The following is a 23,132-nucleotide window of genomic DNA, read 5'->3' as shown; positions in this document are numbered from 1 at the left end:
ACATTCCCAGCATTATCAACTAAAGTCTATGATTATTAATTGGGCGCGATATCAAATACGCCTATTAAAAGTTGTAACCAATTCCTAAGAGTAGCCCAACATCATGGTAATAATTATAAAACTTGTTTCTGATCCAAATTATTAATACATTTGTATTTATTTAGTACAAAAATACCAATTTTTTCCTACTTCATACCTAACAAATCTAGACTTTTGCATTTAAAATTAAAAATTTATTAATCTAGGATTTACTGTTGCTTCCAAGGAATTCTAAAATCAGGAAACCTTTTGAAGATAACCAGGATAAAGATGACTCAAGGTGCAAGAGCAGTTACTTCTGGCAATGTTTTAGAAAAAGCTGTAGAAGGGACTTTACTGGGTCATGGATATGTCCAAGTGGGCTTTGATTTACCAAAAAAACAGCGCCTTGGATGTCTTTTAAGCTCGAATACTATACCAAAACGATATGCAAGGCAGGTTTATATCGGAGCAGGAATTTATGGTAGCTATATATATGTAGACTTTTACATTATTGGCGCTGCATCCGTTTCTTCCGGGCTGATTATTGAGTGTAAATGGCAGCAAACTAGCGGTTCAGTTGATGAAAAACTTCCTTACCTTAACTTGAATATTCAAAATTGCTATCCTGCACAAGCAGTTGTATTAATTGACGGTGGCGGTATGAAACCGCAAGCTGTATCGTGGTTAGATAAACAAGTTCTTCTCAATCGAAATCTTCTCTCGGTTCATAATTTAAGTTCATTCATTGCCTGGTCTAACAATAATCTTTAATAGGAAGTTACTAGTACTTCTGTAATTTTTCCGCGCTTGGTGGCGTTAGAATTAATTGCCCTAGATGCTGATATAATGTGGATATTGAAACTGCTGTACAGGTTGCGAATAAAGTCACAATCTGAATTAGATAGCATGACTTTAACCCCACGTTGAGCTAACTTTTCAAATACATCTTTGAGTTGAACTTGCTGATCTTCAGCAAAGCGATCGCTACTGTAAGCTGTAAAATAGCTAGTTTCACTTACCGGATAGTATGGTGGGTCAAAATAAACAAAATCATCGCTGCTTGTTGCATAATTTAGTACATCAACAAAATCTGCTTGTTTAATTTTAGATGTAGACAATGCTTCTGAGGCCGTTCGCAGTAAAACCTCAGGACAAATATTGGGATTTTCATATCTGCCTAAAGGCACATTGAATTTACCCTGTAAATTAACTCGATAAAGCCCATTAAAACAGGTTTTATTAAGATAAATTAGACGAGCAGCTTTTTCTATATCAGTACCACCAGAGTCGTTTCTGACACTATAGTAATAATCTTTATCATGTCGGGTTTTATGGTCTTTTAATATAGAAATTAATTCTTCAACATGATCTCTAACACAACAATAAGTGTTAATTAATTCGGTATTGATATCAGTTAAAACTGCTGCGGTTGGTTGGAGATAGAAAAAAACAGCAGCACCACCTAAGAATGGCTCATAGTAATTTTTATAACTCTTGGGAAAATAAGGAATATATTGCTGTATCAACCTACTTTTACCCCCTGCCCACTTTAAAAATGGACGCGGGCTAGTTTCCTTGGGTATTTGAATTACCATTTACTTCCGATTTAACTGAAAATAATCGTGACTAAATAAAGCCAATATAACCGACGAAGCATATTTTATATTAACTAGCTAATTTTCCAGCCGCATAGATTACAATTGAGTAGATAAAGCATATCAAAACAAACGTAAGTATATAACAAGGCAGTTGACATTCAGATGTTTGACGGATTTTGGGATAACGTCTTTCGCTACCCCCGGTACTTAATTAGTATCGTCTTAGGATTGTTTCTAAACACCTTTGCGCCGTTAGTGCCATTGTTGAAGCGCCCAGTTACCTTAATCGCTATCTTGGGTTTGTTTGTGAGCAGCCTAGTCTTCCTTACTCTCACCCTCCGTGCAATGCTGGGCTTGAGTACAATTTAGACTAGTGCTATATCGGGGCTATGCCCCACAGACTGTTGTTCTTGGCGTTTCTCCCGCTAAGTACTGTCTACCCAACTTGCATTTATTTTTGTTGTACAACCTCTGTGAGGAGGCGAAATTTTTATGGCTACAAATCGCCGGGTTTCCCGCGTTGCTGAATTGATCAAACGGGAAGTTAGCCAAATGCTGCTAAACGGCATCAAGGATGACCGTGTGGGTACAGGAATGGTAAGTGTTACTGATGTTGATGTTTCTGGCGATCTCCAACACGCCAAAATCTACGTCAGTATCTATGGTACAGATGAAGCTAAAGCAGAAACAATGGCAGGCTTAAAGTCGGCCACAGGTTACGTCCGTAGCGAACTTGGGGCGCGGGTACGGCTACGTCGTACACCAGAGGTGCTGTTTCTCGAAGATCGCTCTATAGAACGCGGTAACAAGGTACTGGCACTCCTAAACCAACTTAACCATGAGCGTCCGCCAGAAAATCTAGTATCAGTAGAAGACAGCACAAATGATGATGATTTATCTAATGAATAAGTAACTTAAATAACAATGTAACTTCAGAACAATTAATCTCAGCAAATCCGCCAAACAGTTTACAGACGTGACTAGCTCGCGTCTGTTTTAATGTAACCATAGCCTAGTTCAGGGATCGGTAGTTGCATTTACACGCTTTCTATTTGTCTTAGTTAATGCTAGGAAGCAAGGGTCGAATCCCCGATTTGCTCCTCCTGGCTCCTTCAGATTACAAATTAGTCAGCTCATTTATTTAAGTTGCATAAAACCAGGGCGCGAGCCGCTTACTACGAGCGAATCAGTCTGGAAAAACGAATGACGATTAGCTTATTACTCCACCCTTCTTACAGATGTTAATCAAAAGAGAACTGTGTGATACTAGTGCTGAAAAGAACCAAATAATTACGGTTTTACTTAAAAAATAATTAACAGATGCTATGTAAAAGCCTTCTTTGTGTACTTTACCCGTTATGTTTTGCTACAGTTTATACCCTAGTATCTGACAAATATTCTTATGTTGTTTACCCTTAGATAAATACCAGCAGTTCTAGATCCGGCTTTCAGATGACTATTTGATATCTAAGTGATGCCTGCGGCGGGCTACGCCTACGCAAATGTGAATTCTTCCCACCCACTCAATCTTGCCTAAAGACAGTAATGGCAAGACTTTCAGACTTGTGAAATAAAAATAATACAGCTACCTAGCAGGTTAGGTTAACTACTCGGAATTTTTTTTGTAAAGCGGATTTTCGCTATATGTCAGGATTCGTTGACTTTCTTAACATTTCTTGAGATAATTTCAGGATATGTAGCGTCAAAATAAAAACAGTTCCGTATAGCAAACTACAAAATCCTAGCCACAAGTCTAAATTCTGTCATGTTTGTTCCTAATTATTAACGGGAACACTATCGTAAGTGTTAATTTGTGAGTAAAAACCATGAGTGTGAATACGGTGCCTTCTATCAATTACTACTCTCTAGATGTGATTCAAGACGAAGCACGTCGACTGGTGCAAAAGGGAATGATTAGCAGACAACAGCCAATATATACCCTCTGCCAATACATTCCAGCGAGAGAGTGGGTTTGCGTTGAATGTGAATTAGAGAAATGTGACTTTTTGTTACGCGATCGCATTGGCGACCTCATCGGTCGTGAACAGTGGGACAACGACTAAATCTTTGATTTAGGGTTTGGGATTGGGGGTTCATTTTCGATGTGTGGATGTCACAATCAACGATCCTACGCCCAATCTGGGGGATAATCTCTGGTTTTTGATGAGCATTGCCCCATATAGAATCTTGCGTTTTTCATTAATCTAGAAGCATTTGAGCCTGAATTTATACAACTTTTCAAGTTACATGAGGCATTAGAACCATTTGTTCTGTATATCTGGTGCTACAGCTTGAGTTTAGTATGTAGATTCTGTGACGTTCCTACATTTCTTCGATAGGTAAGTGTAGGAACTTCACTATTGGCTCTCAATTGCATTGCTTCCCCGAAGTAAGCGATAGTCTACTTGCTGTTCAAAGCCTAAACCCGTCTTGAAAAGTTTGCTAAGTTCGGCTAACCTACACCAGCTGCGACAATGGGGAGAACCTCCGCAAGCAACTGGCTAAATTTTCGCAAAATCCAAAATTTTTATAGTATTTTTTCTTAAAAAATCTTGAAAAGCTTAGAAAAATCACGTGAGCTATTATCCTACTTGCTCTAAATACTGATTTATGTCTTCAATAATTCGGGTAAGTTCAGCTTCAGTAGTCAAGCGGATGTTAACGTTGCGGACAGTTAGCAAAACTTTGGCTGCGAAGGGCGTTGGCCAGATATTAGGATTGCAGAAAATTTCTAAAAATACTTCACCCGTATAACGATATTCCAGGGGAGGCTGGGGAGTGACTTTACCGCCGCCAGGAGTGGGTTTAGCGGCGACAGCTTTCAGGCGCTCCATCAGTTGATCCGTCGCTGTCTTTAATTCTCGTGCTGCTTGGGGTGAAAAACTGAAAGAGACAGAACCTTCAATTAGGTTCAATGTTAGAGGAGTTGAAGACATATGTTTTTTATTAAAACTTCTTGATAAGTACTAATATTACCGGAAGAAGAGACGAAGCCGCCGAGATCGACGGCGGCGAAGCCAACTTTTTCGAGGATGCGCCTCAGGTTTGCATTGGCGCTGGCATCCTCGTCAGACAAATTTGCATGATCGGACTTTTGTTAATTTTTCTGGGGCTGCTGAATTAGGCTGTGAAACCACCATCAATCTTCAGGCTCGCACCGGTGACAAAACCCGCTTCCGCACTGGCGAGATAGGAAACCATGCCGGCGACTTCTTCGCTTCGGCCGTAACGCTGGAGGGCAGTCATGCTTTTCATGCTGTCGGCAAAGGTACCGTCCGCTGGGTTCATGTCGGTGTCTACTGGGCCAGGTTGGATGTTGTTCACCGTGATGCCACGAGGGCCAAGATCGCGGGCAAGACCACGTGTGAAACTAGCGGATGTCAAGGCGACCAAAGACTTTCACCGTCTCGGCAACAGCGTTTTTCACCGCTTCGACATTGGCACTGTCAGCGCGAAGAGCCTTGGCTTGTCCACCTGCCGCTTCAATGGCAACCACTACCTCGTCGGCTTTTTGCGGTGAGCTAGTGTAGGTGAGGGCGACATTTGCACCATCGTCCGCGAGACGTTTGGCGATCGCCGCTCCCAGACCGCGTGAGCCGCCTGTTACCAATGCCACCTTACCTGTAAGTTTTTTGGTACTCATAGTATTCCTGATTCAAACTTGCCGTCTGAGGGAAATTGACCTTTGGAATTATATGGCTCAAGTTCTTACTCAAACTTGTAAGAGTATCAAATGTTCACTCATCCCTCTGGCTTGTTAATTTATTTTTAGTGAGGGGAATGTAAAAACTGACCTCTAGGTTTACTCATTACAAGGTAGTAAATAACACCCATTAAGTTTGTCATTTATCCTCAGCAAGTAGAGATTACTGATGGTCGTCATCATCTCTTTGAATACAATTAGGTCTGGATTAAGTGGATGTATGAATAACAAAATTAATTAAAATATTTCTGTAATTAATGCTAAACATCTGCTGTTATCTGTAAAGACATTACTAATACCTATAAAGCTTGTAGCTGCTGTTAGTTATAAATAATCTCAACAAAATGGTACAAAACATAGGGACTATAGAGAGACTTAATTCTTACTGCGTAAGACTTTGATACAGTTTATTTGTGTTTATTTGTATTTTGAGTTCTACATTAGAAGACATAGAACTTGATGTGATAAATTATCTATGATTTACGATAACCGTGCCGAAGTGCGAAAGGTTTTAATTATTACCCTACTGCTCAACCTGTTTGTAATGGGATTGAAAGCACTTGTGGGTTACTGGACAGGTTCGTTGAGTTTGCTAGCTGATGCCTTGCATAGTGTGACAGATAGCGCCAATAACGTTTTAGGATTAATTGCAAGTAAATTTTCTTCTCCACAACCCGATCGCGAGCATCCCTACGGACACAGCAAATTTGAAGCTGTGGGGGCATTAGGAATTGCTTCATTTTTAGGAATAGCCTGTTTTGAAATTCTGCAAGGGGCAATCGAGCGAATTCTCAAAGGTAGTGAACCTGTGAAAATATCACCACCTGAGCTGTGGTTATTACTAATTGTGCTGGGCGTGAATATTTTTGTGGCCTTTTACGAACGTAGTGTGGGTAGGCGGGTAGGTAGCTCAATTCTTATAGCTGATGCTACACATACGATGAGCGATATTTGGGTAACAATCTCTGTAATTGGTGGTTTGATAGGAGTTTGGCTCGGTTACCAATGGATGGATCTGGTGTTAGCTTTTCCTGTCGCCTTGTTAGTATTTTGGAGTGGTTGGTCAGTTTTAAAAGAGAATTTGCCTTGGCTTGTGGATCAAATGGCGATCGCACCAGAAGTAATTCATGCGATCGCTACTTCTGTTCCAGGTGTAATTAACTGTCATGCGATCGCTTCTCGCGGTGTTCTTGGTCGGCAAGTCTTCATTGAAATGCATTTAATAGTAGATGCACCAGACGTAGAAACCGCCCATCAAATCACCGAAGAAGTAGAAAGTCGATTAGAACAACGGTTCCGTCCAGTGAGGATTTTAATTCACGTCGAGCCACCAGCATATAAATCTGAGCAAATTAGCTTTGAAACTGAAGCGAAATAATCTAAGCAATTTAAAACCACGCCCTGTATTCAGATGTAAAGCAGCGCATTTTAAAGACCCACAAATAACTGCATCTTTGCGTTAACTCTTATAAGAATCAAGCAAGTTAGCAACGATCGCAACTAGTTCTCCTGGATCAACCGGTTTAGCCACATGAGTCTGAAAGCCTGCTTCCAAGGCACGGCTACGATACTCGCTATCGCCATATGCAGTTAAGGCGATCGCGGGGAGCTTTCCCCAAATATCAGGCTTTAATGCCCGAATCTTGCGGATAAGGGTGTACCCATCTTCACCAGGCATAGCAATATCACAAATCAATACATCTGGTTGCAATTCAGGTAGTACTTTCAATGCTACCGCTGCTGATGCAACTGCCATAACGGTTGCTCCATCAGCTTCTAAGACAGTAGTAATGTAAAAGCGGCTATCGTCATCATCATCAACTACAAGGATGTTTAAGCCAGCAAGGGGGAGAGGAGGTTCCATAACATCTCCATTAATGTTTATCAAATCAAAGTTATTTATAATGAGCTGCTGGTTTTTTCTCAATGACCACACCATTGGTAATTTTACTGCGATCGCGCCTATTTTCCTAGACAATAATTCCATTTGTCCAGCCACTATCCAATCGATGCTTAATTGTTCGCTGGCATTTTTAATTAGGGACTGGATAAAATTATGTTAGTGTTTAAATTTATTGATATTTAAAAAATAAATTTTGCGAATATTTGCAGTTGAAAATTATTTTGCTAATGGAAAAGCTTATTCAAAAAATAGACAATGCCAAAACTGAAAAAGAGTCAGGTCGGCATTGCCATTTTGAAATATGTGAATCTCAACTACTGCAAAGAATCTGAATTATCGGAAAGAGTAATGAGCTTTTATTTAAGTCAACTCAAAACTTGATTACTCCCATTCAATGGTTCCAGGCGGCTTAGAGGTAATGTCATAAACCACGCGATTCACTCCTTTCACCTCATTCACAATCCGCGTGGAAATCACTTCTAGTACATCGTAAGGCACTCTCGCCCAATCAGCAGTCATGCCATCTTCACTGGTAACAATCCGCAAAACAATCGGGTAAGCGTAAGTGCGTTGATCCCCCATAACGCCAACACTACGAATTGGCAGCAATACAGCAAATGCTTGCCAAAAATCATGATACATGCCGCGTTGGTTAATTTCTTGCCGCACAATCAAATCGGCATCGCGCAAAATGTTTAACCGCTCAGATGTGACTTCCCCCAGGATGCGAATTGCTAAACCAGGCCCGGGAAAAGGTTGCCGTTGGACAATTTCTTCTGGCAAACCAATGGAACGCCCAAGTTTGCGGACTTCATCTTTAAATAGTTTCCGCAGTGGTTCCACCAATTTAAATCTTAGGTCTTTGGGTAAACCGCCAACATTGTGATGACTCTTAATTTTCACCGCTACCCGCTCACCAGTTTGGGGATCAACGTTGGTGTCAGCGGATTCGATGACATCTGGATAAAGAGTCCCTTGAGCTAGATAATCAAAGTGACCAAGGCGTTTGGATGTTTCCTCAAATACACTGATAAATTCGTGTCCGATGCGGCGGCGTTTTTCTTCGGGATCTGTGATATCAGCAACTTTAGCTAAAAAGCGATCGCGAGCATTTACATACTCTACAGGAATGTGAAACTGCTCTTGGAACAGCTTTACTAATCGCTCTGGTTCATACTTTCGCATGAAGCCTTGATCGATAAACACACAAGTTAATTGATCACCAATGGCTTTATACAACAAGAAAGCCAGGGTAGAAGAATCCACCCCACCAGACAGCGCTAACAGCACCCGTTTTTCACCAACTCTGGCGCGAATTTCTCGAATTGCCTCTTCAACAAAAGCCGCTGTTGTCCAAGTGGGTTCGCAATCGCAGATGTGGTAGACAAAATTACGGATTAATGCTATTCCACCAATAGAATGCACCACCTCTGGATGGAACTGAACGCCATAAAGTTTCTTTTCGTGGTCAGCGATCGCAGCACAGGGAGTATTTTCTGTATGTGCCAGCAATTCAAACCCTGATGGCATCTGGATAACTGAGTCTCCGTGACTCATCCACATCGTAGTGCCATCTTCGACGTTAGTGAGCAAATCTGTGGGATCATCAATATATAATGAGGCTTTGCCATACTCACCTCGGTCAGCCTTTGCCACTTCGCCACCGAGTTGGTTTACCATTAACTGCATCCCATAGCAAACACCCAAGACGGGTATTCCCAAATTCCAGATTTCTGGGTCACAATGGGGAGCGTTATCACCATAAACCGAACTCGGCCCACCAGAGAGAATGATTCCCTTAGGATTGAGTTGGCGCAAATGTTCAGAAGTAGTACGATAAGACAAAACTTCAGAGTATACTTGAGTCTCGCGGATGCGACGCGCAATCAACTCAGAATATTGAGAGCCGAAGTCCAAAATTACAATCAATTGCCGATCAAGCCGCCCAAAATTTTCTAATGTTTGGGGCGCTTGTTCTGTTGGTATCACCGCTGTATTCATGACGGGAGTGTTATGTCTGTTAAGGATAGATGCTTTGTGGTCTATGGTGATGCTATTATTCAGCCTGGGTAGGCTGATAATGGTATAGAGAGCCTTTACAAACGCAAGGTTATGTGCGTTTGTCTAGTCCGGGAGTCGGAGATGGTATTAAAACGATAAACTTACCCTAGAGTGGTTACTTAGAAAATTATTTATTTGAATTGTTTACGATTATTCATAATAAATTAACATAATTTTCCCATTAACAGAGCACCAGTTTTACTCTTCACGATAATTTTGCGATCGCGATCAAAGAGGATAGAGCCACAAATTGTTACTCCTGTGCCCTTTTCGCTATGGCTTTGGATGTATTCTTTAGAACGGACATCGATGGCTTCGGCGATCGCACTGTAAACTTGATTTACCCAATCACTACCAGTTGCAGCGTCGAGCGATTTTAGATATGTTAGTGCGGCTTCGGCGGTTGCACTGTTAAACACAGCTTGGATATCTGATGATTTTAAACCTGCGATCGCACAATGCGCTGACAAAATTTCTCGCCGTCCATCAGCCAAGTAGTGATGGGTGTGAAAAATCCCTCCGGCTAGTTTCATCAGCTTACCGTGATAGCCAAATAATAAAATTTCTTTCACGCCCAGCACATCAGCTTCTACTAACATTGGGCCAAGCCAGTTAGCAGTTTTGACCAATTGTTCAGGATTAATCCCTAGTTTACGCGCCAAATCTAGGCCATTCTCCCCGATACAGAATACTAAACTTTCAAAACGACTGGCTTTATTTTGTAATTCCTCCCGAAAAACTGCAAGCTGATCTGGTGTACTTAAGGGTTGAGAAATGCCAGTTGTACCTAAAAGGGAAAGTCCTTCAACCACACCAAAAGCAGAATTGGAAGTTCTAACAGCTAGCGATCGCCCTTCGGGTAAAATAATCGTCACCGTGATTTTTTCACCTGGCGCTAGCATCCGTTGCAAGTTTTCTTTTAAGAGCCTTTGAGCATAAGCATAAATAGCAGGCTTGTCATCAGCATTCATCTGTCTGCCAATTCCTTCCCCACCTTTAATAATTACAGTCTCACCCTCTTCTCTCCATTCCACCAGCGCCCAAATCGGTGTATCTTTAGTCAAATCGAGATTATCACCAGGATCGCTGCGGGTGATTGCTAAAGCTGTATTTTCAGATAGTCCTGCTACCTGTTCAATTGGGATTTCGGCGATTTGAGCAGGTTCAATCAAATCTACTGAGGCTATGCTTAGGGGTTTGCGATCGTGTAACCAATGTAAAGCTGCAACAGCAGCAGCGCACGCAAATACCGGGAGTGTGTATCCAGAACGGGACATTTTGTAAATTCAAAAGTCAAAGGAATTCTTCAAAATTTTACACTTACAGGGATCTTGCTACGTGCAGCGTCTTGTAGAGAAAACAGTTTCAGACAGCAATTTAGACCAATCTGTAGCTTGCTTCTTTCAGGGTAACATTCCTGGTCAGGGGTTAAATTCAGCACCAGCAACTTTCATCCGTCGGCTGCACTGGGGTTGTTAAGCTGTGTCACCGTCTGTAACTTGTGGCATTGACTCAATTAGTGCCCTTAGCACCTTATTGACCGATTCTGGTGTTGTAAAAACTTGAGCTACATCTTCATCTAGAACCACAACTTTTAGCAGTTGCTTTTTTCTACTTTGAGCAGCAAAGCGGTTGGGCTTCGCCTTTTTATAATCAAAGTGGTACTCAGCTAGAAGCTCGTCATCTGAATTGTGTGACTCCTCAAAAGGCGTTTTGTTCATAATCTTCACGCTCCCTTGGAGTGGCTAAACGGGCACTGATAATGCGAATGGCATTAGAACGTTCGGTGAAAGAAATTAATAGCAAGCGATTGTTTTGGGAGTGCCCAACAATAATCTCTCGCCTCTCACCCACTGAATGAGCTTCATCATCAAAAATAACTGCCAGTACATTATCAAAGACGGTCTTAGCTTCTTCAAAGCTGACACCATGCTTTGTTAGATTGGCTGTTGCTTTTGACTCATCCCACTCAAAGTCCATGTCTAAATCATATCTGAGGTTCCAAATCCGCGTTGACTATTCCGGCGATCATACGGCTTTTTTCGTGCGTCCGCCGAATCGACGAACATGGCGAGAACCAATGCGGACAATCCAGATTTGAGCCTCTGGGTAACGGGCTTCGAGGCGATCGCAGGCTGCGATTTCACTTGCATCGACTTCAAAAGCTCCGGTTTCGATGTCTATCGCCACAATCTTACCATGATTATCTGCTTCAACCTGTGAGCGCACCTGAGTTCATAAATCTCATCGCCACGTCGAGCGAATTCTTCTTTGCTGTAGCGGGGTTGGTGAACTGTCATAGAAATAGCCTCGTGTTCACGCCTCTAATTTTTCTATTTTAGAACTACAATTTAGACCTTATCTTTAATGAGATAGGTCGTATAACTGTTCGACTTGCGCCTACCAAGCTATCCGACCTGGTTTTATTTTCGGACAAAGTTATCTCTGTCGCCGGAACAGGTCTGGACTCTTCTGGCTACGCCCGAACAATTCCCATTGTCCAGTTCTGACAGTAGAAGAGTGCTGGAAAAACCAAACACACAACCCGAAAACCGATATTGTTGTTGCGGTAGGCGAGAGAGTTATAGTTGCGGTTGGCAGCGCGACAGTTCGCCGGATTATTGTTCCAGGAACCGCCCCGTTTACCGATGCCTGTCCCAATAAACTATTGTAGGAGTTAGTTACCCTTGGGATGAATCGCGCAATATTTATTGATGGCGAATGGAAGAAATATAAAAAATTTTGAACGCGCTTCGCGTGAAAGAAGTGTAAAGAAATAAAGAGTAGAGGGCAAAAGAGCAAGAGAGTAAAGGGCTAAAAGAGTCCTGGAAAAACCGAACACACAACCCGAAAACCCATATTGTAGTCGCGGTAGGCGGGAGAGCTATAGCCGCGGTTGGCAGCGCGACAGAACGCCGGATTATCGTAACAGGAACCGCCCCGCAATATCCGTTTTTCACTATTTCCATTCACTATCCAAGCTGTGCCATCAGTGGGCGCACTTACATAGTTGTCATGCCAGTGATCGGCACACCACTCGTAAACATTGCCGTGCATATCGTACAAACCGAAACTATTGGGCAAGTAGTTACCCACAGAAGTCGTTTCTCCACCAAACATAGTGAGTAAAGCCATGCCAAAATTAGCTTTACACCGAGCTAGCTTTGGTGTCAGAGTCTCTCCAAAATAAAATTCAGTCGTTGTTCCGGCTCGGCAGGCATATTCCCATTCGGCTTCGCTCGGCAAGCGGTATGGACGCCCTGTCACGCCAGACAAGCGCCGACAAAATTCCACAGCCTCATCCCAAGAAACGTGTTCCACGGGGCGGCTATCTCCCTTGAAATTTGAAGGTTCGGCATTGAGTGCGATCTCCATTTGGGGCAGAGCCGCAACCCTCCGCCATTGTGCCTGAGTAACAGGATATTTCCCCATCGAAAAAGCTGGCACATTAACAGCATGTCGAGGCTTTTCGTTATCGTTTCCCTGACCCTCCGGTGAACCCATCTGGAAGGTTCCCGATGGAATCTTAATCATCTCTAGCAATACCCCATTACCCAAGTCTTCAGAGAAAAACTCTGCTGCCTTCCTAGTGCGGCTTTTTTCTTCTCCTTGTTTGTCAACAGTAATGACATCAAATTCAAAACGCCGCAATTTATTACCTGCACTGTTTTGAGGGTTGGAGGTTTGACTAGTTCCTGCTTGTTCTTGAGCTTTATGTTTTGCTTCTGCCTGCTTACGTTGCTGCTCCAGTTCTATTTGTCGTTGCCGCTTTGCTTCAGCTTGCTGCTTCAGTTTTTCCTGATACCTTGCCTCTGCTGGTTCACGAATCGATCGCTCAATTTGGGCACAATCTTCATTCTTAAGTCCCAATTGCTGCTGAAAGTTTTTCAACCCCTCTACAACAGGCTGACTGAGTGGATATTCTACTTCAACGACTCTGGAAAATTCCTGCCTATAACGCTGTAACTTAGCTTCGTACTCCTCTTGCTGCCGACGCTGCTCTAGCGACTGTAGTTGCTCGACTTCAAGCTGTTTTCTTTTAGCTTGATAATCTAACTCAGCTTGGTCAAGAATTGGCTTGGAAATTCGATCGACATCTTCAGGCTTTAGCCCCAAATCTCTCTGACGATTTTCCAGATCCTTCTCAATCTCTTCGCTGAAAGGATAATAACCCTTCTCAATTAACTTGTTGAGTGTTTGCTTATATTTATTCAGGTTTTCCAGAACTCTGCTGTAAGGCTCATACGCACGAGTTTCGATTTCCTTTGCCTCTTCTGGCGTTAAACCCAGCGATTCTCGAAGTTCGTCTAACGTGTCTCGTTCCACAATCGAAATCACGCCGTCAGAAAGAACCTCTTCAACCTTTTGCAGATATTGTGCCTGAATTACCTTTTTCTGCTCTGCTTGCTGCTTGCGGTAGTCTAATATTTGCTGGGCTACTGTTTCGATGCCTTCTACCACGCTAACAAAGGCCTCATCCTGGTTTACCCAGGTCGTTACGGCTCTGGCATCTTTAGGAAACGCTTGTAGCTTGGCAAAAGGTGCGTCAGACCAGCGAAAAGGGCGCAGAATGACTGGAACGACATACGCTTGTTTTGACTCATGGCGCTGTAACGCCATTGGAATTTCAACGTCACGGCAGTATTTGGAGGCAATAAAGTCTGGACTGATGAGTAATAGAATAATATCAGCAGACTCAAGCTCAGTCTTAATCTTGTCATCCCACTCCGTTCCGGCTGTAAGTTGGCGATCATGCCAGCTAAAGATAATGCCTTGCCATTGCAGGTTACTCAAATGAGTTGCAAGACTATCTCGCAAGTGTTCGTCTTTGTGGGAGTAGGAAATAAAAACTCTAACTGCGTCCTCTGCCATGTGACCCCAAGAAGTTGTTGAGAAGAATAAAGTACCTATATTTATTCTCCAACGGCGTAACTGCCTAATTCGGCATGAGATTCCGAAAAATAATGCTCTCAGTGCGTGCGATCAAGGTTATACGGTATTTTCAACCTACGCCAACACCAAAATACTTTCCACTTCGCTACCTCCAAACTCGCTAATTACACCAATTCACAGGGATACCACAAATAACTTCTTGTTGTCCGCCTATGCTATTTAAGTTAAAAGTTGAAAGGGCAATAGGCAAATATGGTTTTCCAGTACAGTAATGCATTTGTCACCATAGCATCGGTTAATTGTGATAATTTAGTGAATTTCTATGCCAAATTGCTGGAGCAAAAGCCAGTTATTGTAATTCCGAATGTCTATGCTGAGTTTAATTTGCTTAGTATGCGTTTAGGTATTTTTAAACCAAAGAATACAAACGAATCGGAATTTGAAGGGAACGCCAAAAGTAAGATAAGTTTGTGTTTAGAGGTGAGTAACTTAGAAGATGCGATCGCTCATCTCACAACTTTGGGCTATCCCCCACCAGGTGACATTTCCATTGCTTCCCACGGCAGAGAAATTTATGCTTATGACCCTGATGGCAATCGTCTGATTCTACATCAAGCCACAGTGGATGATAATTGATAAGTAATAAGAATTTATTTGGTAATTAATTATGGCTATAACTCAAAACTATAGATTAAACCTAATTCAATGGTATCCAGGCCACATTGCTAAAGCTGAAAGGAAGCTAAAAGAACAGCTGAAGCGCGTAGATGTGGTGTTTGAGGTACGAGACGCCCGGATTCCCTTAGCAACTCACCATCCTCAAATAGGTGAGTGGGTGGAGGGTAAGAAGCGGGTGTTGATACTTAACCGAGTAGATATGATTACGCCACAAATGCGATCGCTATGGATAGATTGGTTTAAACGTCAAGGGGAAGTCCCTTATTTTACCAACGCTCAACATGGTAAAGGTATAGCAGAAGTGGCGCGGGCAGCGCAAGCCGCCGGGGTAGAACTCAATCAAAGAAGAAGCGATCGCGGCATGTTACCTCGTCCGGTGCGGGCTGTGGTGATTGGTTTTCCTAATGTCGGTAAATCAGCTTTAATTAACCGCCTGTTGGGAAAGCGAGTCGTGGAAAGTGCAGCTCGTCCTGGCGTAACTCGCCAACTACGCTGGGTGCGAATTTCCGAACATTTGGAATTGCTAGATGCTCCTGGTGTCATCCCTTTAAGATTAGAAGATCAAGACGCAGCATTGAAATTAGCCATTTGTGATGATATCGGTGAAGCATCTTATGATAACCAACTAGTAGCAGCAGCCCTAGTGGATTTACTCAACTATTTGGATGCTGTAGCAGGAGATTTATTACCCAAGAAACCATTACAGTCTCGTTACCAACTCGATTCGACACCAGACACCGGAGATACCTATTTACACGCCTTAGCGGAGCATCGTTACAAAGGTGATATAGAGCGAGCTGCAAGGCAACTTTTAACAGACTTTCGTAAGGGTTTATTGGGTGAACTGAGTTTGGAATTACCGCCTAATTAGATATAAGCAGGCAAGAGGCAACAGGCAATAGGCAATAGGGCAGCTGTTACACAACCATCGCTCTTGACGGGGCTTCTGACCCAATAAAGGGTTGAGGGAACGAACAAGCAACAAGATCAGCAGGTGGAAGTAATAGGTCAAAACGCCACCTGTTCCTGTGTATAATGGCTACTGTGTAATAATACGGTACAATATTGCGATCGCTCGGTATTGGGCAAAGATAATCCAATGAAGCATTAGGCGATCGCGCTTCACATCTGCCACAAGTTGAAAATTTGGTGGCTCCCCTTCACAAAGGATTCCAACCCCCTCTAAACTAAATCTACAGCAAAATGACCTGATTCAATGTAATATACGTCACATACAGTTGTCGGAATGCAGTTAACAGTGTCATAAAGAAAAGGTGAAGGTTAACCTGTAGGGTATAACTTACCTTAGAGTTGCTTGCACCTCTAGCTTCGATGGATCTATCACACTCATGACTGAACTCACGCTATGCCTACAAGAGGGAGATACCAAGACAACGATCACAGTTGATCAAGATATATTCACAATTGGTCGTTTACCGGAATGTAACCTGTACTTACCTTTTGCTGGAGTATCTCGCAACCATGCCCGGCTTGTGAAAACGGCTGATGGTGCGTGGACTATTGAGGATCTGGGCAGCAAAAACGGGACGCAAGTAAATAAATATCTTGTTAACTTTCCCCAAGAGTTGCATCACGGCGATATCATCTGGCTGGGCAATGTCAGCCTGGTAGTGCTGCTCACAAGCCCTGTTTCCCAATCGACACCTGAGTATCCCGGAAGTTCGGAAAATAATGAGCAAAGAACGATCCTTCACAATGTCGAACAATTACAACAGCAATGGATCGCAGCTGATAGCAAGGATGGCAACATCAGCAATAAGGATAAAACCATTGCCCGTCTCAAAGACTTAGTGGATATAGCTAAAAATCTCTGTGCGGCAGCGTCCATAGAAGAGATTTTTTCTCAGGTGCAGCAAGTGGTTTTTCGTTACCTTGATAGTATTGATCGCTTGGCATTATTAATTGATGTTAATGGTTGCGGTCAATTAGAACTAGTGAATGCTGCCACTAGAAATGTTTCCCAACAAAAATATCTCCCTTCTGATGGTAGTTGGATTAGTCGTAGTATCTGTCAAAAAGTATTTGACGAAAAAGTTGTCATTCAAACCGCCGACACCCATCAGGATGAACGGTTTGCTAGTGAACAGAGTATTTTGGTCAAAGGCATTCGCAGCGCGATGGCAGTGCCTTTATGGGATGAAAATAAAGTTGTGGGCGTCCTGTATGCCGATGCCAATCTTTCTTCTTACCATTGGGCAAATGAAGGTGAGGAAGAACTCAGCTTTTTTTCAGCTTTAGCAAACCTTGTAGCTTCTAGCGTGCAGCGTTGGCTACTGGTAGAGAAACTCAAAACTGAAGAGATGATTCGTCACCGACTAGAACGCTATCATTCTCCAGCAGTTGTGCAGCAGTTGATATCTGTAGGCGGATTACCGGGTGGCCGTTTAGCTCCCACCGAGAGCGAAATCAGTATTTTGTTTGCAGATTTAGTTGGCTTTACGGCAATTTCTGAACGGTTAACGCCAACTGCGATCGCTCAATTATTAAATAATTTATTTGAAGAAATGCTAAAAGAAGTGTTTGGTTGCGGCGGCACTTTAGATAAATATATTGGCGATTGTATTATGGCATTTTTTGGCGCTCCAGAACCGCAACCAGATCATGCCGATCGCGCTGTTGCAGCTGCGAAGGGAATGCTCACTCGTCTCGAACATCTTAATGCCAATGGTTTTTGGCACGAACCCCTGCAATTACGCATTGCGATTAATAGCGGTAAGGCTGTTGTGGGAGATGTTGGTAGTTCCCAAAGGGTAGATTATACGGCATTAGGCGCGACGATTAATCTTGCGGCTCGGATGGAAGCAGTTTGTCCGCCTAGTGAATGCGTGATTAGTCAAGCCACCCATAAAATGCTTTCACAACCCTCTGACTTCCAAGAAATGGGAGATTATCGTTTCAAAGGTATTGAGCGATTAGTTAAGGTTTATCAGACAAAATTGCAGTCAGTACCAACAATTATTGCTCCAATCATGAATCTTTAGGGATTGGGCATTGGGCATTGGGGATTGGGCATTGGGCAGGGGGAGAATAACTAATGACAAATTTATCAAGATAAATACATAGCTAAGATGTATATTTTGTTTCAAAAATAATTGCAAAACTGTAATATCTAGCAACTACTTCTGGGTTAAAAGACTAGAATTTGGGTAGTAGCTTCCAAAATTGATCTGTGTAACACTAGGAAGCCAACAGTCAAGCTATTTTTTAACGGGAGGTTAGGTAATGGCGATCGCCACCATTAATCCCGCCACTGGGGAAACGCTCAAAACCTTTGAGCCACTCAACGATGCAGAAATTGCCGCTAAACTCGATTTAGCTAATCAGACTTTTGAAAAGTATCGTCAGACTAGTTTTTCTGAGCGATCGCAGTGGCTGCAAAAAGCTGCTGATATTTTAGAGCAAGACAAAGCAGAATTTGCGAAGTTGATGACTCTGGAAATGGGTAAGCCATTTAAAGCTGCGATCGCGGAAGTCGAAAAATGCGCCGCCGTCTGTCGCTACTATGCTGAACATGCCCCGGCTTTCTTGGCTGATGTCAGTGTAAAAACTGATGCTAGCCAGAGTTTTGTACGTTATCAACCAATGGGTGCAATTCTCGCGGTGATGCCGTGGAATTTCCCCTTCTGGCAAGTATTCCGTTTTGCCGCACCAGCCCTCATGGCGGGAAATGTCGGCTTACTCAAACACGCTTCCAACGTGCCGCAGTGCGCCTTGGCAATCGAAGATATTATCCGACGCGCAGGTTTTCCTGAAGGTGCGTTTCAAACTCTATTAATCGGCGCTGCTAAAGTTGCCGATTTAATGGCTGATGACCGCGTAAAAGCTGCTACCTTGACCGGAAGCGAACCAGCAGGTGCATCCCTCGCCGTCGCCGCCGGCAAACAAATTAAAAAAACAGTTTTGGAATTAGGAGGAAGTGACCCGTTTATTGTGTTAGAAAGTGCTGACTTAGAGACAGCAGTTGTCACAGCTACTACAGCGCGGATGTTAAATAACGGGCAATCATGTATTGCAGCGAAACGTTTTATTGTCGCAGATGCGATCGCAGATAAATTTGAAAAATTGCTTTTAGAAAAATTTGAGGCGCTAAAAGTAGGCGATCCCATGCAACCAGATACTGATTTAGGCCCACTGGCAACTCCTGGGATTCTCCAGGATTTAGATCAACAAGTGCAAGGTGCTATTAGCAGCGGTGGTAAAGTCCTCACCGGTGGACATCCTTTATCAGATCGTCCAGGGAACTTTTATCCACCAACGATTATCAGAGATATTCCACCTGAAGCACCGATTGCCAAAGAAGAGTTTTTTGGCCCGGTAGCCTTGTTATTCCGGGTTCCAGATATCGATGCTGCCATTAAACTCGCTAATGACAGCCCCTTTGGCTTAGGTGCAAGTGCTTGGACAACCAACGACCAAGAATGCGATCGCTTGGTTGAGGAAATCGAAGCAGGTGCGGTGTTTATCAACGGTATGGTCAAATCTGATCCCAGGTTGCCCTTTGGTGGCATCAAGCGTTCTGGATATGGCAGAGAATTGAGTATCCAGGGTATACATGAGTTTGTCAATCTTAAAACCGTGTGGGTTAAATGATTAGTCATTAGTCATTGGTCATTGGTCATTAGCCAAAAAAATGACAAATGACTAATGACAGAGGACAAATGACAAAATAAATAGTTAGGAAATAAAATGAATACAGCAGAATTATTGGTGCAGTGCCTAGAAAATGAAGGAGTGCAATATATTTTTGGACTCCCTGGTGAAGAAAACCTGCACGTTTTGGAAGCGCTAAAACATTCTTCCATTAAATTTATTACAACTCGTCATGAACAGGGTGCAGCATTCATGGCCGATGTCTACGGACGCTTAACAGGAAAAGCCGGAGTATGTCTTTCTACTCTTGGCCCTGGGGCAACCAACTTGATGACTGGGGTAGCGGATGCAAACCTCGATGGTGCGCCTTTAGTGGCGATTACCGGTCAAGTGGGAACAGACCGAATGCATATTGAATCCCACCAATATTTAGATTTGGTGGCAATGTTTGCACCTGTTACCAAGTGGAATAAGCAGATTGTACGACCCAGTATCACACCAGAAGTAGTACGAAAAGCATTTAAGCGATCGCAATCGGAAAAACCTGGTGCAGTTCACATCGATTTGCCAGAAAATATTGCTGCTATGCCCGTCGAAGGCAAACCTTTGCGTAAAGATAATAGCGAAAAAACCTATGCATCTTTTGCTAGCATTCGGGCAGCAGCAGCCGCAATTTGCCAAGCAGTTAACCCATTAATCTTAGTAGGAAATGGGGCAATTCGCGCTCAAGCAAGTGATGCCGTAACGCAATTTGCCACCTTGCTGAATATACCTGTTGCCAATACCTTCATGGGTAAAGGCATTATTCCCTACACACATCAATTAGCTTTGTGGTCAGTGGGATTACAGCAAAGAGATTATATTACCTGTGGCTTTGATAACACAGATTTAGTAATTGCGATCGGCTATGATTTGATTGAGTTTTCCCCCAAAAAATGGAATCGTAATGGTGAAATTCCCATTGTACATATTGGGGTAAGTCCGGCGGAGATTGATAGTAGTTATATTCCTAACGCCGAAGTAGTGGGAGATATTTCAGATTCTCTTTATGAAATTTTAAAATTAGCAGACCGACAAGGTAAACCCGATCCTTTTGCCATTAGCTTAAGGTCAGAGATTCGGGCTGATTACGAACAATATGCCCATGATGACGGATTTCCAATTAAGCCGCAAAAGCTAATTTATGACTTACGGCAAGTGATGGGCCCAGATGATATCGTCATCTCTGATGTTGGCGCACATAAAATGTGGATGGCCCGTCATTATCATTGCCATAGCCCCAATACTTGCATAATTTCCAACGGCTTCGCAGCTATGGGTATTGCCATTCCTGGCGCTTTAGCAGCAAAACTTGTTCATCCCAACCGCAAAGTCGTTGCTGTCACAGGCGATGGCGGCTTTATGATGAATTCTCAGGAATTAGAAACAGCCTTGCGTGTCGGAACGCCCTTTGTCACCATAATTTTCAATGATGGTGGCTATGGATTAATTGAGTGGAAGCAAGAAAATCACTTTGGCAAAGGAAACTCATCTTTTGTGCATTTTAGCAATCCTGATTTTGTTAAATATGCCGAAAGTATGGGTTTGAAAGGCTACCGAGTTGAATCGGCTCTAGATTTAATTCCCACTTTGAAAGAAGCTCTCGCTCAAGATGTACCTGCGGTGATAGATTGTCCCGTAGATTATCGGGAGAATCACCGCTTTAGTCAAAAAGCCGGCGAGTTGAGTTGCGCGGTGTAAAAAGCAGAGACGCGATTAATCGCATCTGTATAAGAGTTAGGAGTTAGGAGTTATTTATTGCTAACTCCTTATTAATCAGGACTTACGCAAACAACAGCCGAAACCCTTATTCTCTGGTAGGGGCAATTCATGTAGCCGAAGGCTTCCCGCAGGGTATTGCCCCTACAGCGTATAGTTTTGCGTAAGTCCTATTAATTTCTACTTCTTTAGTGTTTTAGTGGTGGCGTGACACAACTAACACACCACTTCACTTCACTTATAGATACAGCATATTTCAGGTAAATGAAGTACATGGGTAGGGGCACAACATGTGTCTCACTAATAAATATTTATGGACTTATACACAACAGTTTTGTGAAAGAGTGCAGATTATTGGGTTGCTTTATGCTTAGAAAATGGACTAGTAAGACAAGGGATAAATCAAGAAGCAGCAATCAAGCAGCTTAAAGAAGCGATCGCCTCTTTTTTGGGAGTCTATAAAATCGAACCTAATATTTACCATGCTTCACTCACTATCGAAGAATTACATGAGTTTTTGAGAGTGGAAGACACTGAATCAAGCAAAGTGATAAAAATTTTAACCATAAGCGTTCCAACAGACTGATAATTGTATCTGCAATTGTGTTGCGATCGCACCCCTCATTCTTCAAGTGCGATTGTTAAGCAGTAGAGCGAATTGACTGAAAGCATGTGTTAGTACTCATCCCCTAGTCCCCTCTGGCAATTTTGCCAGAAGTTGAAGCCAGTTTGAAAGCCCTTATCCCAACCTTGAAAGAAGAATTTAGAGTGAGCGTCCAAAGATATTTCTTGTAAAACGGGATGCTCCCTGATAATCAAAGATAAATGTTTTCTTCATAAGTTCCTCAAATTATTTTGCTATAAACATAAATATGGAGTGAAAACCTTTAAGAAATTTAAGATTCAAAACTTGCTAAACATAGTTGAGGGTTTGGTCGTTTTTGACAATCCAGCATCTGGAAACCCGAAACCGTAAAGACCAATTACCAATAACACCGGAGGTCTATTATGATGTTTAAAAAGATTTTAGTTGCATTAGATCGCTCGCTAATAGGACAACATGTTTTTGAGGAAGCATTGGGTTTAGCAAAGTCAACACAAGCGAGCTTAATGCTACTGCATGTCTTATCTCCCGAAGAAGAGGGTAGCCCTTACGTACCTATGCTGTCTAATTTTGACTACTATCCGGGATTGAGTAGTCAAAGCTTTGATTTATACCAAAAGCAGTGGGATGACTTTAAAAATAAAGGAATCCAGATGTTGCAATCTTTCTGTGACGAAGCTACTACAGCAGGTGTAACTACGGAATTTACACAAAATATTGGTAATCCTGGCCGGATCATTTGTGATTTAGCTCATAGTTATGGCGCTGACCTAATTGTAATGGGGCGTCGGGGTCGTTCTGGGCTGATGGAACTATTTCTGGGTAGTGTGAGTAACTATGTTCTTCACCATGCTTCTTGTTCGGTGCATGTTGTGCATCTTTCAGTTGCTCCTAAAACAGATGAAGCTGTCAAAGAAACTACAAGCACTTTAAACGTTAACTAATTACTAACATTGCATAAATCTGAGCGAGTCAAACTCTGAATTTGGTTTATTCTCGCCTACCTATTTTTCTCAATCTCTACAACCGCTCCTTTAATGCACGATCTTGGGCGAAAATTGAGCGTAGGCATAGAGTTGAGAGCGAAAAGTGGATCTATGAACAATACCGAATGGCACTCTTGATAACGGCAAACCCATTATATATAAGGCTTTTGGGTGTGGGGTGTCGGGTGCCGGGTGTAGTGAGTCAGAAATTTATTTGTATCCCCACTCATATTTACTTTTCTTAGTGTTTCCCGAACCTACACCCTACCCCCAACACCCAACCCAGACGAGCTTTCAGCTTAACAAGCGTGCCATT

At 42.7% G+C, this 23,132-nt stretch carries 22 protein-coding genes and 1 pseudogene; 12 read left to right on the top strand and 11 right to left on the bottom strand.

Features of this window, described 5'->3' with window-relative positions; translation table 11 throughout:
• Positions 1–309 precede the first annotated feature (309 nt).
• On the top strand, positions 310–792 hold the full coding sequence (locus VB740_RS27085; RefSeq protein WP_323202946.1) for a PD-(D/E)XK nuclease superfamily protein: 483 nt from the start codon (positions 310–312) through the stop codon (positions 790–792).
• Here the strand turns inward: VB740_RS27085 and VB740_RS27080 are convergent.
• Complete coding sequence (locus tag VB740_RS27080) at positions 789–1,616, bottom strand: DNA adenine methylase (RefSeq protein ID WP_323202945.1); 828 nt, start codon at positions 1,614–1,616, stop codon at positions 789–791. The genes VB740_RS27085 and VB740_RS27080 overlap by 4 nt on opposite strands.
• A 165-nt stretch (positions 1,617–1,781) precedes the next feature.
• On the opposite strand from VB740_RS27080, the gene VB740_RS27075 reads away from it, so the two are divergent.
• From VB740_RS27075 to VB740_RS27065, 3 genes are all read left to right on the top strand, one after another.
• Positions 1,782–1,988 carry a DUF751 family protein gene (locus tag VB740_RS27075; protein ID WP_190731327.1) on the top strand — a complete coding sequence of 69 codons (207 nt, stop codon included), beginning with the start codon at positions 1,782–1,784 and terminating at the stop codon, positions 1,986–1,988.
• Positions 1,989–2,111: 123 nt separating this feature from the next.
• Positions 2,112–2,528 carry a 30S ribosome-binding factor RbfA gene (gene rbfA / locus VB740_RS27070; protein ID WP_323202944.1) on the top strand — a complete coding sequence of 139 codons (417 nt, stop codon included), beginning with the start codon at positions 2,112–2,114 and terminating at the stop codon, positions 2,526–2,528.
• Positions 2,529–3,445: 917 nt separating this feature from the next.
• Complete coding sequence (locus tag VB740_RS27065) at positions 3,446–3,682, top strand: DUF4327 family protein (RefSeq protein WP_069073690.1); 237 nt, start codon at positions 3,446–3,448, stop codon at positions 3,680–3,682.
• A gap of 519 nt (positions 3,683–4,201) precedes the next feature.
• Here VB740_RS27065 and VB740_RS27060 read toward each other — a convergent pair.
• The 3 genes from VB740_RS27060 to VB740_RS27050 all read right to left on the bottom strand — a co-directional run bounded on the left by VB740_RS27060 (position 4,202) and on the right by VB740_RS27050 (position 5,262).
• Positions 4,202–4,555 carry a hypothetical protein gene (locus VB740_RS27060; protein ID WP_190911530.1) on the bottom strand — a complete coding sequence of 118 codons (354 nt, stop codon included), beginning with the start codon at positions 4,553–4,555 and terminating at the stop codon, positions 4,202–4,204.
• A gap of 184 nt (positions 4,556–4,739) precedes the next feature.
• On the bottom strand, positions 4,740–5,003 hold the full coding sequence (locus VB740_RS27055; protein WP_323202943.1) for an SDR family oxidoreductase: 264 nt from the start codon (positions 5,001–5,003) through the stop codon (positions 4,740–4,742).
• Positions 4,990–5,262 carry an SDR family NAD(P)-dependent oxidoreductase gene (locus VB740_RS27050; RefSeq protein ID WP_323202942.1) on the bottom strand — a complete coding sequence of 91 codons (273 nt, stop codon included), beginning with the start codon at positions 5,260–5,262 and terminating at the stop codon, positions 4,990–4,992. Before VB740_RS27050 ends, VB740_RS27055 begins: the two co-directional genes overlap by 14 nt.
• Before the next feature lie 535 nt (positions 5,263–5,797).
• On the opposite strand from VB740_RS27050, the gene VB740_RS27045 reads away from it, so the two are divergent.
• Entirely contained in the window at positions 5,798–6,700 is a 903-nt protein-coding gene (locus VB740_RS27045) for a cation diffusion facilitator family transporter (protein ID WP_323202941.1), read from the top strand.
• Between the two features lie 81 nt (positions 6,701–6,781).
• Here VB740_RS27045 and VB740_RS27040 read toward each other — a convergent pair whose 3' ends face one another.
• From VB740_RS27040 to cbiD, 3 genes are all read right to left on the bottom strand, one after another.
• Positions 6,782–7,186 (bottom strand): response regulator, encoded by a 405-nt coding sequence (locus VB740_RS27040; protein WP_323202954.1) that lies wholly within the window; start codon positions 7,184–7,186, stop codon positions 6,782–6,784.
• Positions 7,187–7,606: 420 nt separating this feature from the next.
• Positions 7,607–9,226 carry a glutamine-hydrolyzing GMP synthase gene (gene guaA, locus VB740_RS27035; protein ID WP_323202940.1) on the bottom strand — a complete coding sequence of 540 codons (1,620 nt, stop codon included), beginning with the start codon at positions 9,224–9,226 and terminating at the stop codon, positions 7,607–7,609.
• A gap of 224 nt (positions 9,227–9,450) precedes the next feature.
• Positions 9,451–10,563: a cobalt-precorrin-5B (C(1))-methyltransferase CbiD gene (cbiD, locus tag VB740_RS27030; RefSeq protein WP_323202939.1), complete on the bottom strand. Its 1,113-nt coding sequence runs from the start codon at positions 10,561–10,563 to the stop codon at positions 9,451–9,453.
• Between the two features lie 61 nt (positions 10,564–10,624).
• On the opposite strand from cbiD, the gene VB740_RS27025 reads away from it, so the two are divergent.
• Positions 10,625–10,765, top strand: coding sequence for a hypothetical protein (locus VB740_RS27025; protein ID WP_323202938.1), 141 nt, complete (start codon positions 10,625–10,627; stop codon positions 10,763–10,765).
• Here the strand turns inward: VB740_RS27025 and VB740_RS27020 are convergent.
• The 4 genes and pseudogenes from VB740_RS27020 to VB740_RS27005 all read right to left on the bottom strand — a co-directional run bounded on the left by VB740_RS27020 (position 10,762) and on the right by VB740_RS27005 (position 14,158).
• Positions 10,762–11,007, bottom strand: a complete 246-nt coding sequence (locus VB740_RS27020) for a hypothetical protein (protein ID WP_323202937.1) — start codon at positions 11,005–11,007, stop codon at positions 10,762–10,764. The two genes, VB740_RS27025 and VB740_RS27020, sit on opposite strands and share 4 nt — an antisense overlap.
• Complete coding sequence (locus VB740_RS27015; RefSeq protein ID WP_323202936.1) at positions 10,988–11,266, bottom strand: BrnT family toxin; 279 nt, start codon at positions 11,264–11,266, stop codon at positions 10,988–10,990. Before VB740_RS27015 ends, VB740_RS27020 begins: the two co-directional genes overlap by 20 nt.
• 48 nt (positions 11,267–11,314) lie before the next feature.
• Positions 11,315–11,586 (bottom strand): annotated as a pseudogene (locus VB740_RS27010) (hypothetical protein).
• A 514-nt stretch (positions 11,587–12,100) separates the two neighbouring features.
• The gene (locus VB740_RS27005) at positions 12,101–14,158 is read right to left on the bottom strand and encodes an SUMF1/EgtB/PvdO family nonheme iron enzyme (protein ID WP_323202935.1); all 2,058 of its coding nucleotides are present in this window, start codon (positions 14,156–14,158) and stop codon (positions 12,101–12,103) included.
• A gap of 273 nt (positions 14,159–14,431) precedes the next feature.
• Here VB740_RS27005 and VB740_RS27000 point away from each other — a divergent pair, with 273 nt between their 5' ends.
• The 6 genes from VB740_RS27000 (at position 14,432) to VB740_RS26975 (ending at position 22,774) form a co-directional block, all read left to right on the top strand.
• A complete protein-coding gene (locus tag VB740_RS27000) occupies positions 14,432–14,815 on the top strand; it encodes a VOC family protein (RefSeq protein ID WP_323202934.1) in 384 nt (127 codons plus the stop codon).
• A 31-nt stretch (positions 14,816–14,846) separates the two neighbouring features.
• Positions 14,847–15,728: a ribosome biogenesis GTPase YlqF gene (ylqF, locus tag VB740_RS26995; RefSeq protein WP_323202933.1), complete on the top strand. Its 882-nt coding sequence runs from the start codon at positions 14,847–14,849 to the stop codon at positions 15,726–15,728.
• 478 nt (positions 15,729–16,206) lie between these two features.
• Positions 16,207–17,859, top strand: coding sequence for an adenylate/guanylate cyclase domain-containing protein (locus tag VB740_RS26990; protein ID WP_323202932.1), 1,653 nt, complete (start codon positions 16,207–16,209; stop codon positions 17,857–17,859).
• A gap of 241 nt (positions 17,860–18,100) precedes the next feature.
• On the top strand, positions 18,101–19,468 hold the full coding sequence (locus VB740_RS26985) for an NAD-dependent succinate-semialdehyde dehydrogenase (protein ID WP_323202931.1): 1,368 nt from the start codon (positions 18,101–18,103) through the stop codon (positions 19,466–19,468).
• A 96-nt stretch (positions 19,469–19,564) separates the two neighbouring features.
• Positions 19,565–21,208: an acetolactate synthase large subunit gene (locus VB740_RS26980; RefSeq protein ID WP_323202930.1), complete on the top strand. Its 1,644-nt coding sequence runs from the start codon at positions 19,565–19,567 to the stop codon at positions 21,206–21,208.
• Positions 21,209–22,237: 1,029 nt separating this feature from the next.
• Positions 22,238–22,774 (top strand): universal stress protein, encoded by a 537-nt coding sequence (locus VB740_RS26975; RefSeq protein WP_323202953.1) that lies wholly within the window; start codon positions 22,238–22,240, stop codon positions 22,772–22,774.
• Positions 22,775–23,132 lie beyond the last annotated feature (358 nt).

The organism is Nostoc sp. UHCC 0251, assembly GCF_034932245.1.
GTDB lineage: Bacteria > Cyanobacteriota > Cyanobacteriia > Cyanobacteriales > Nostocaceae > Nostoc.
This window is presented reverse-complemented; position numbering and strand designations above follow the sequence as displayed.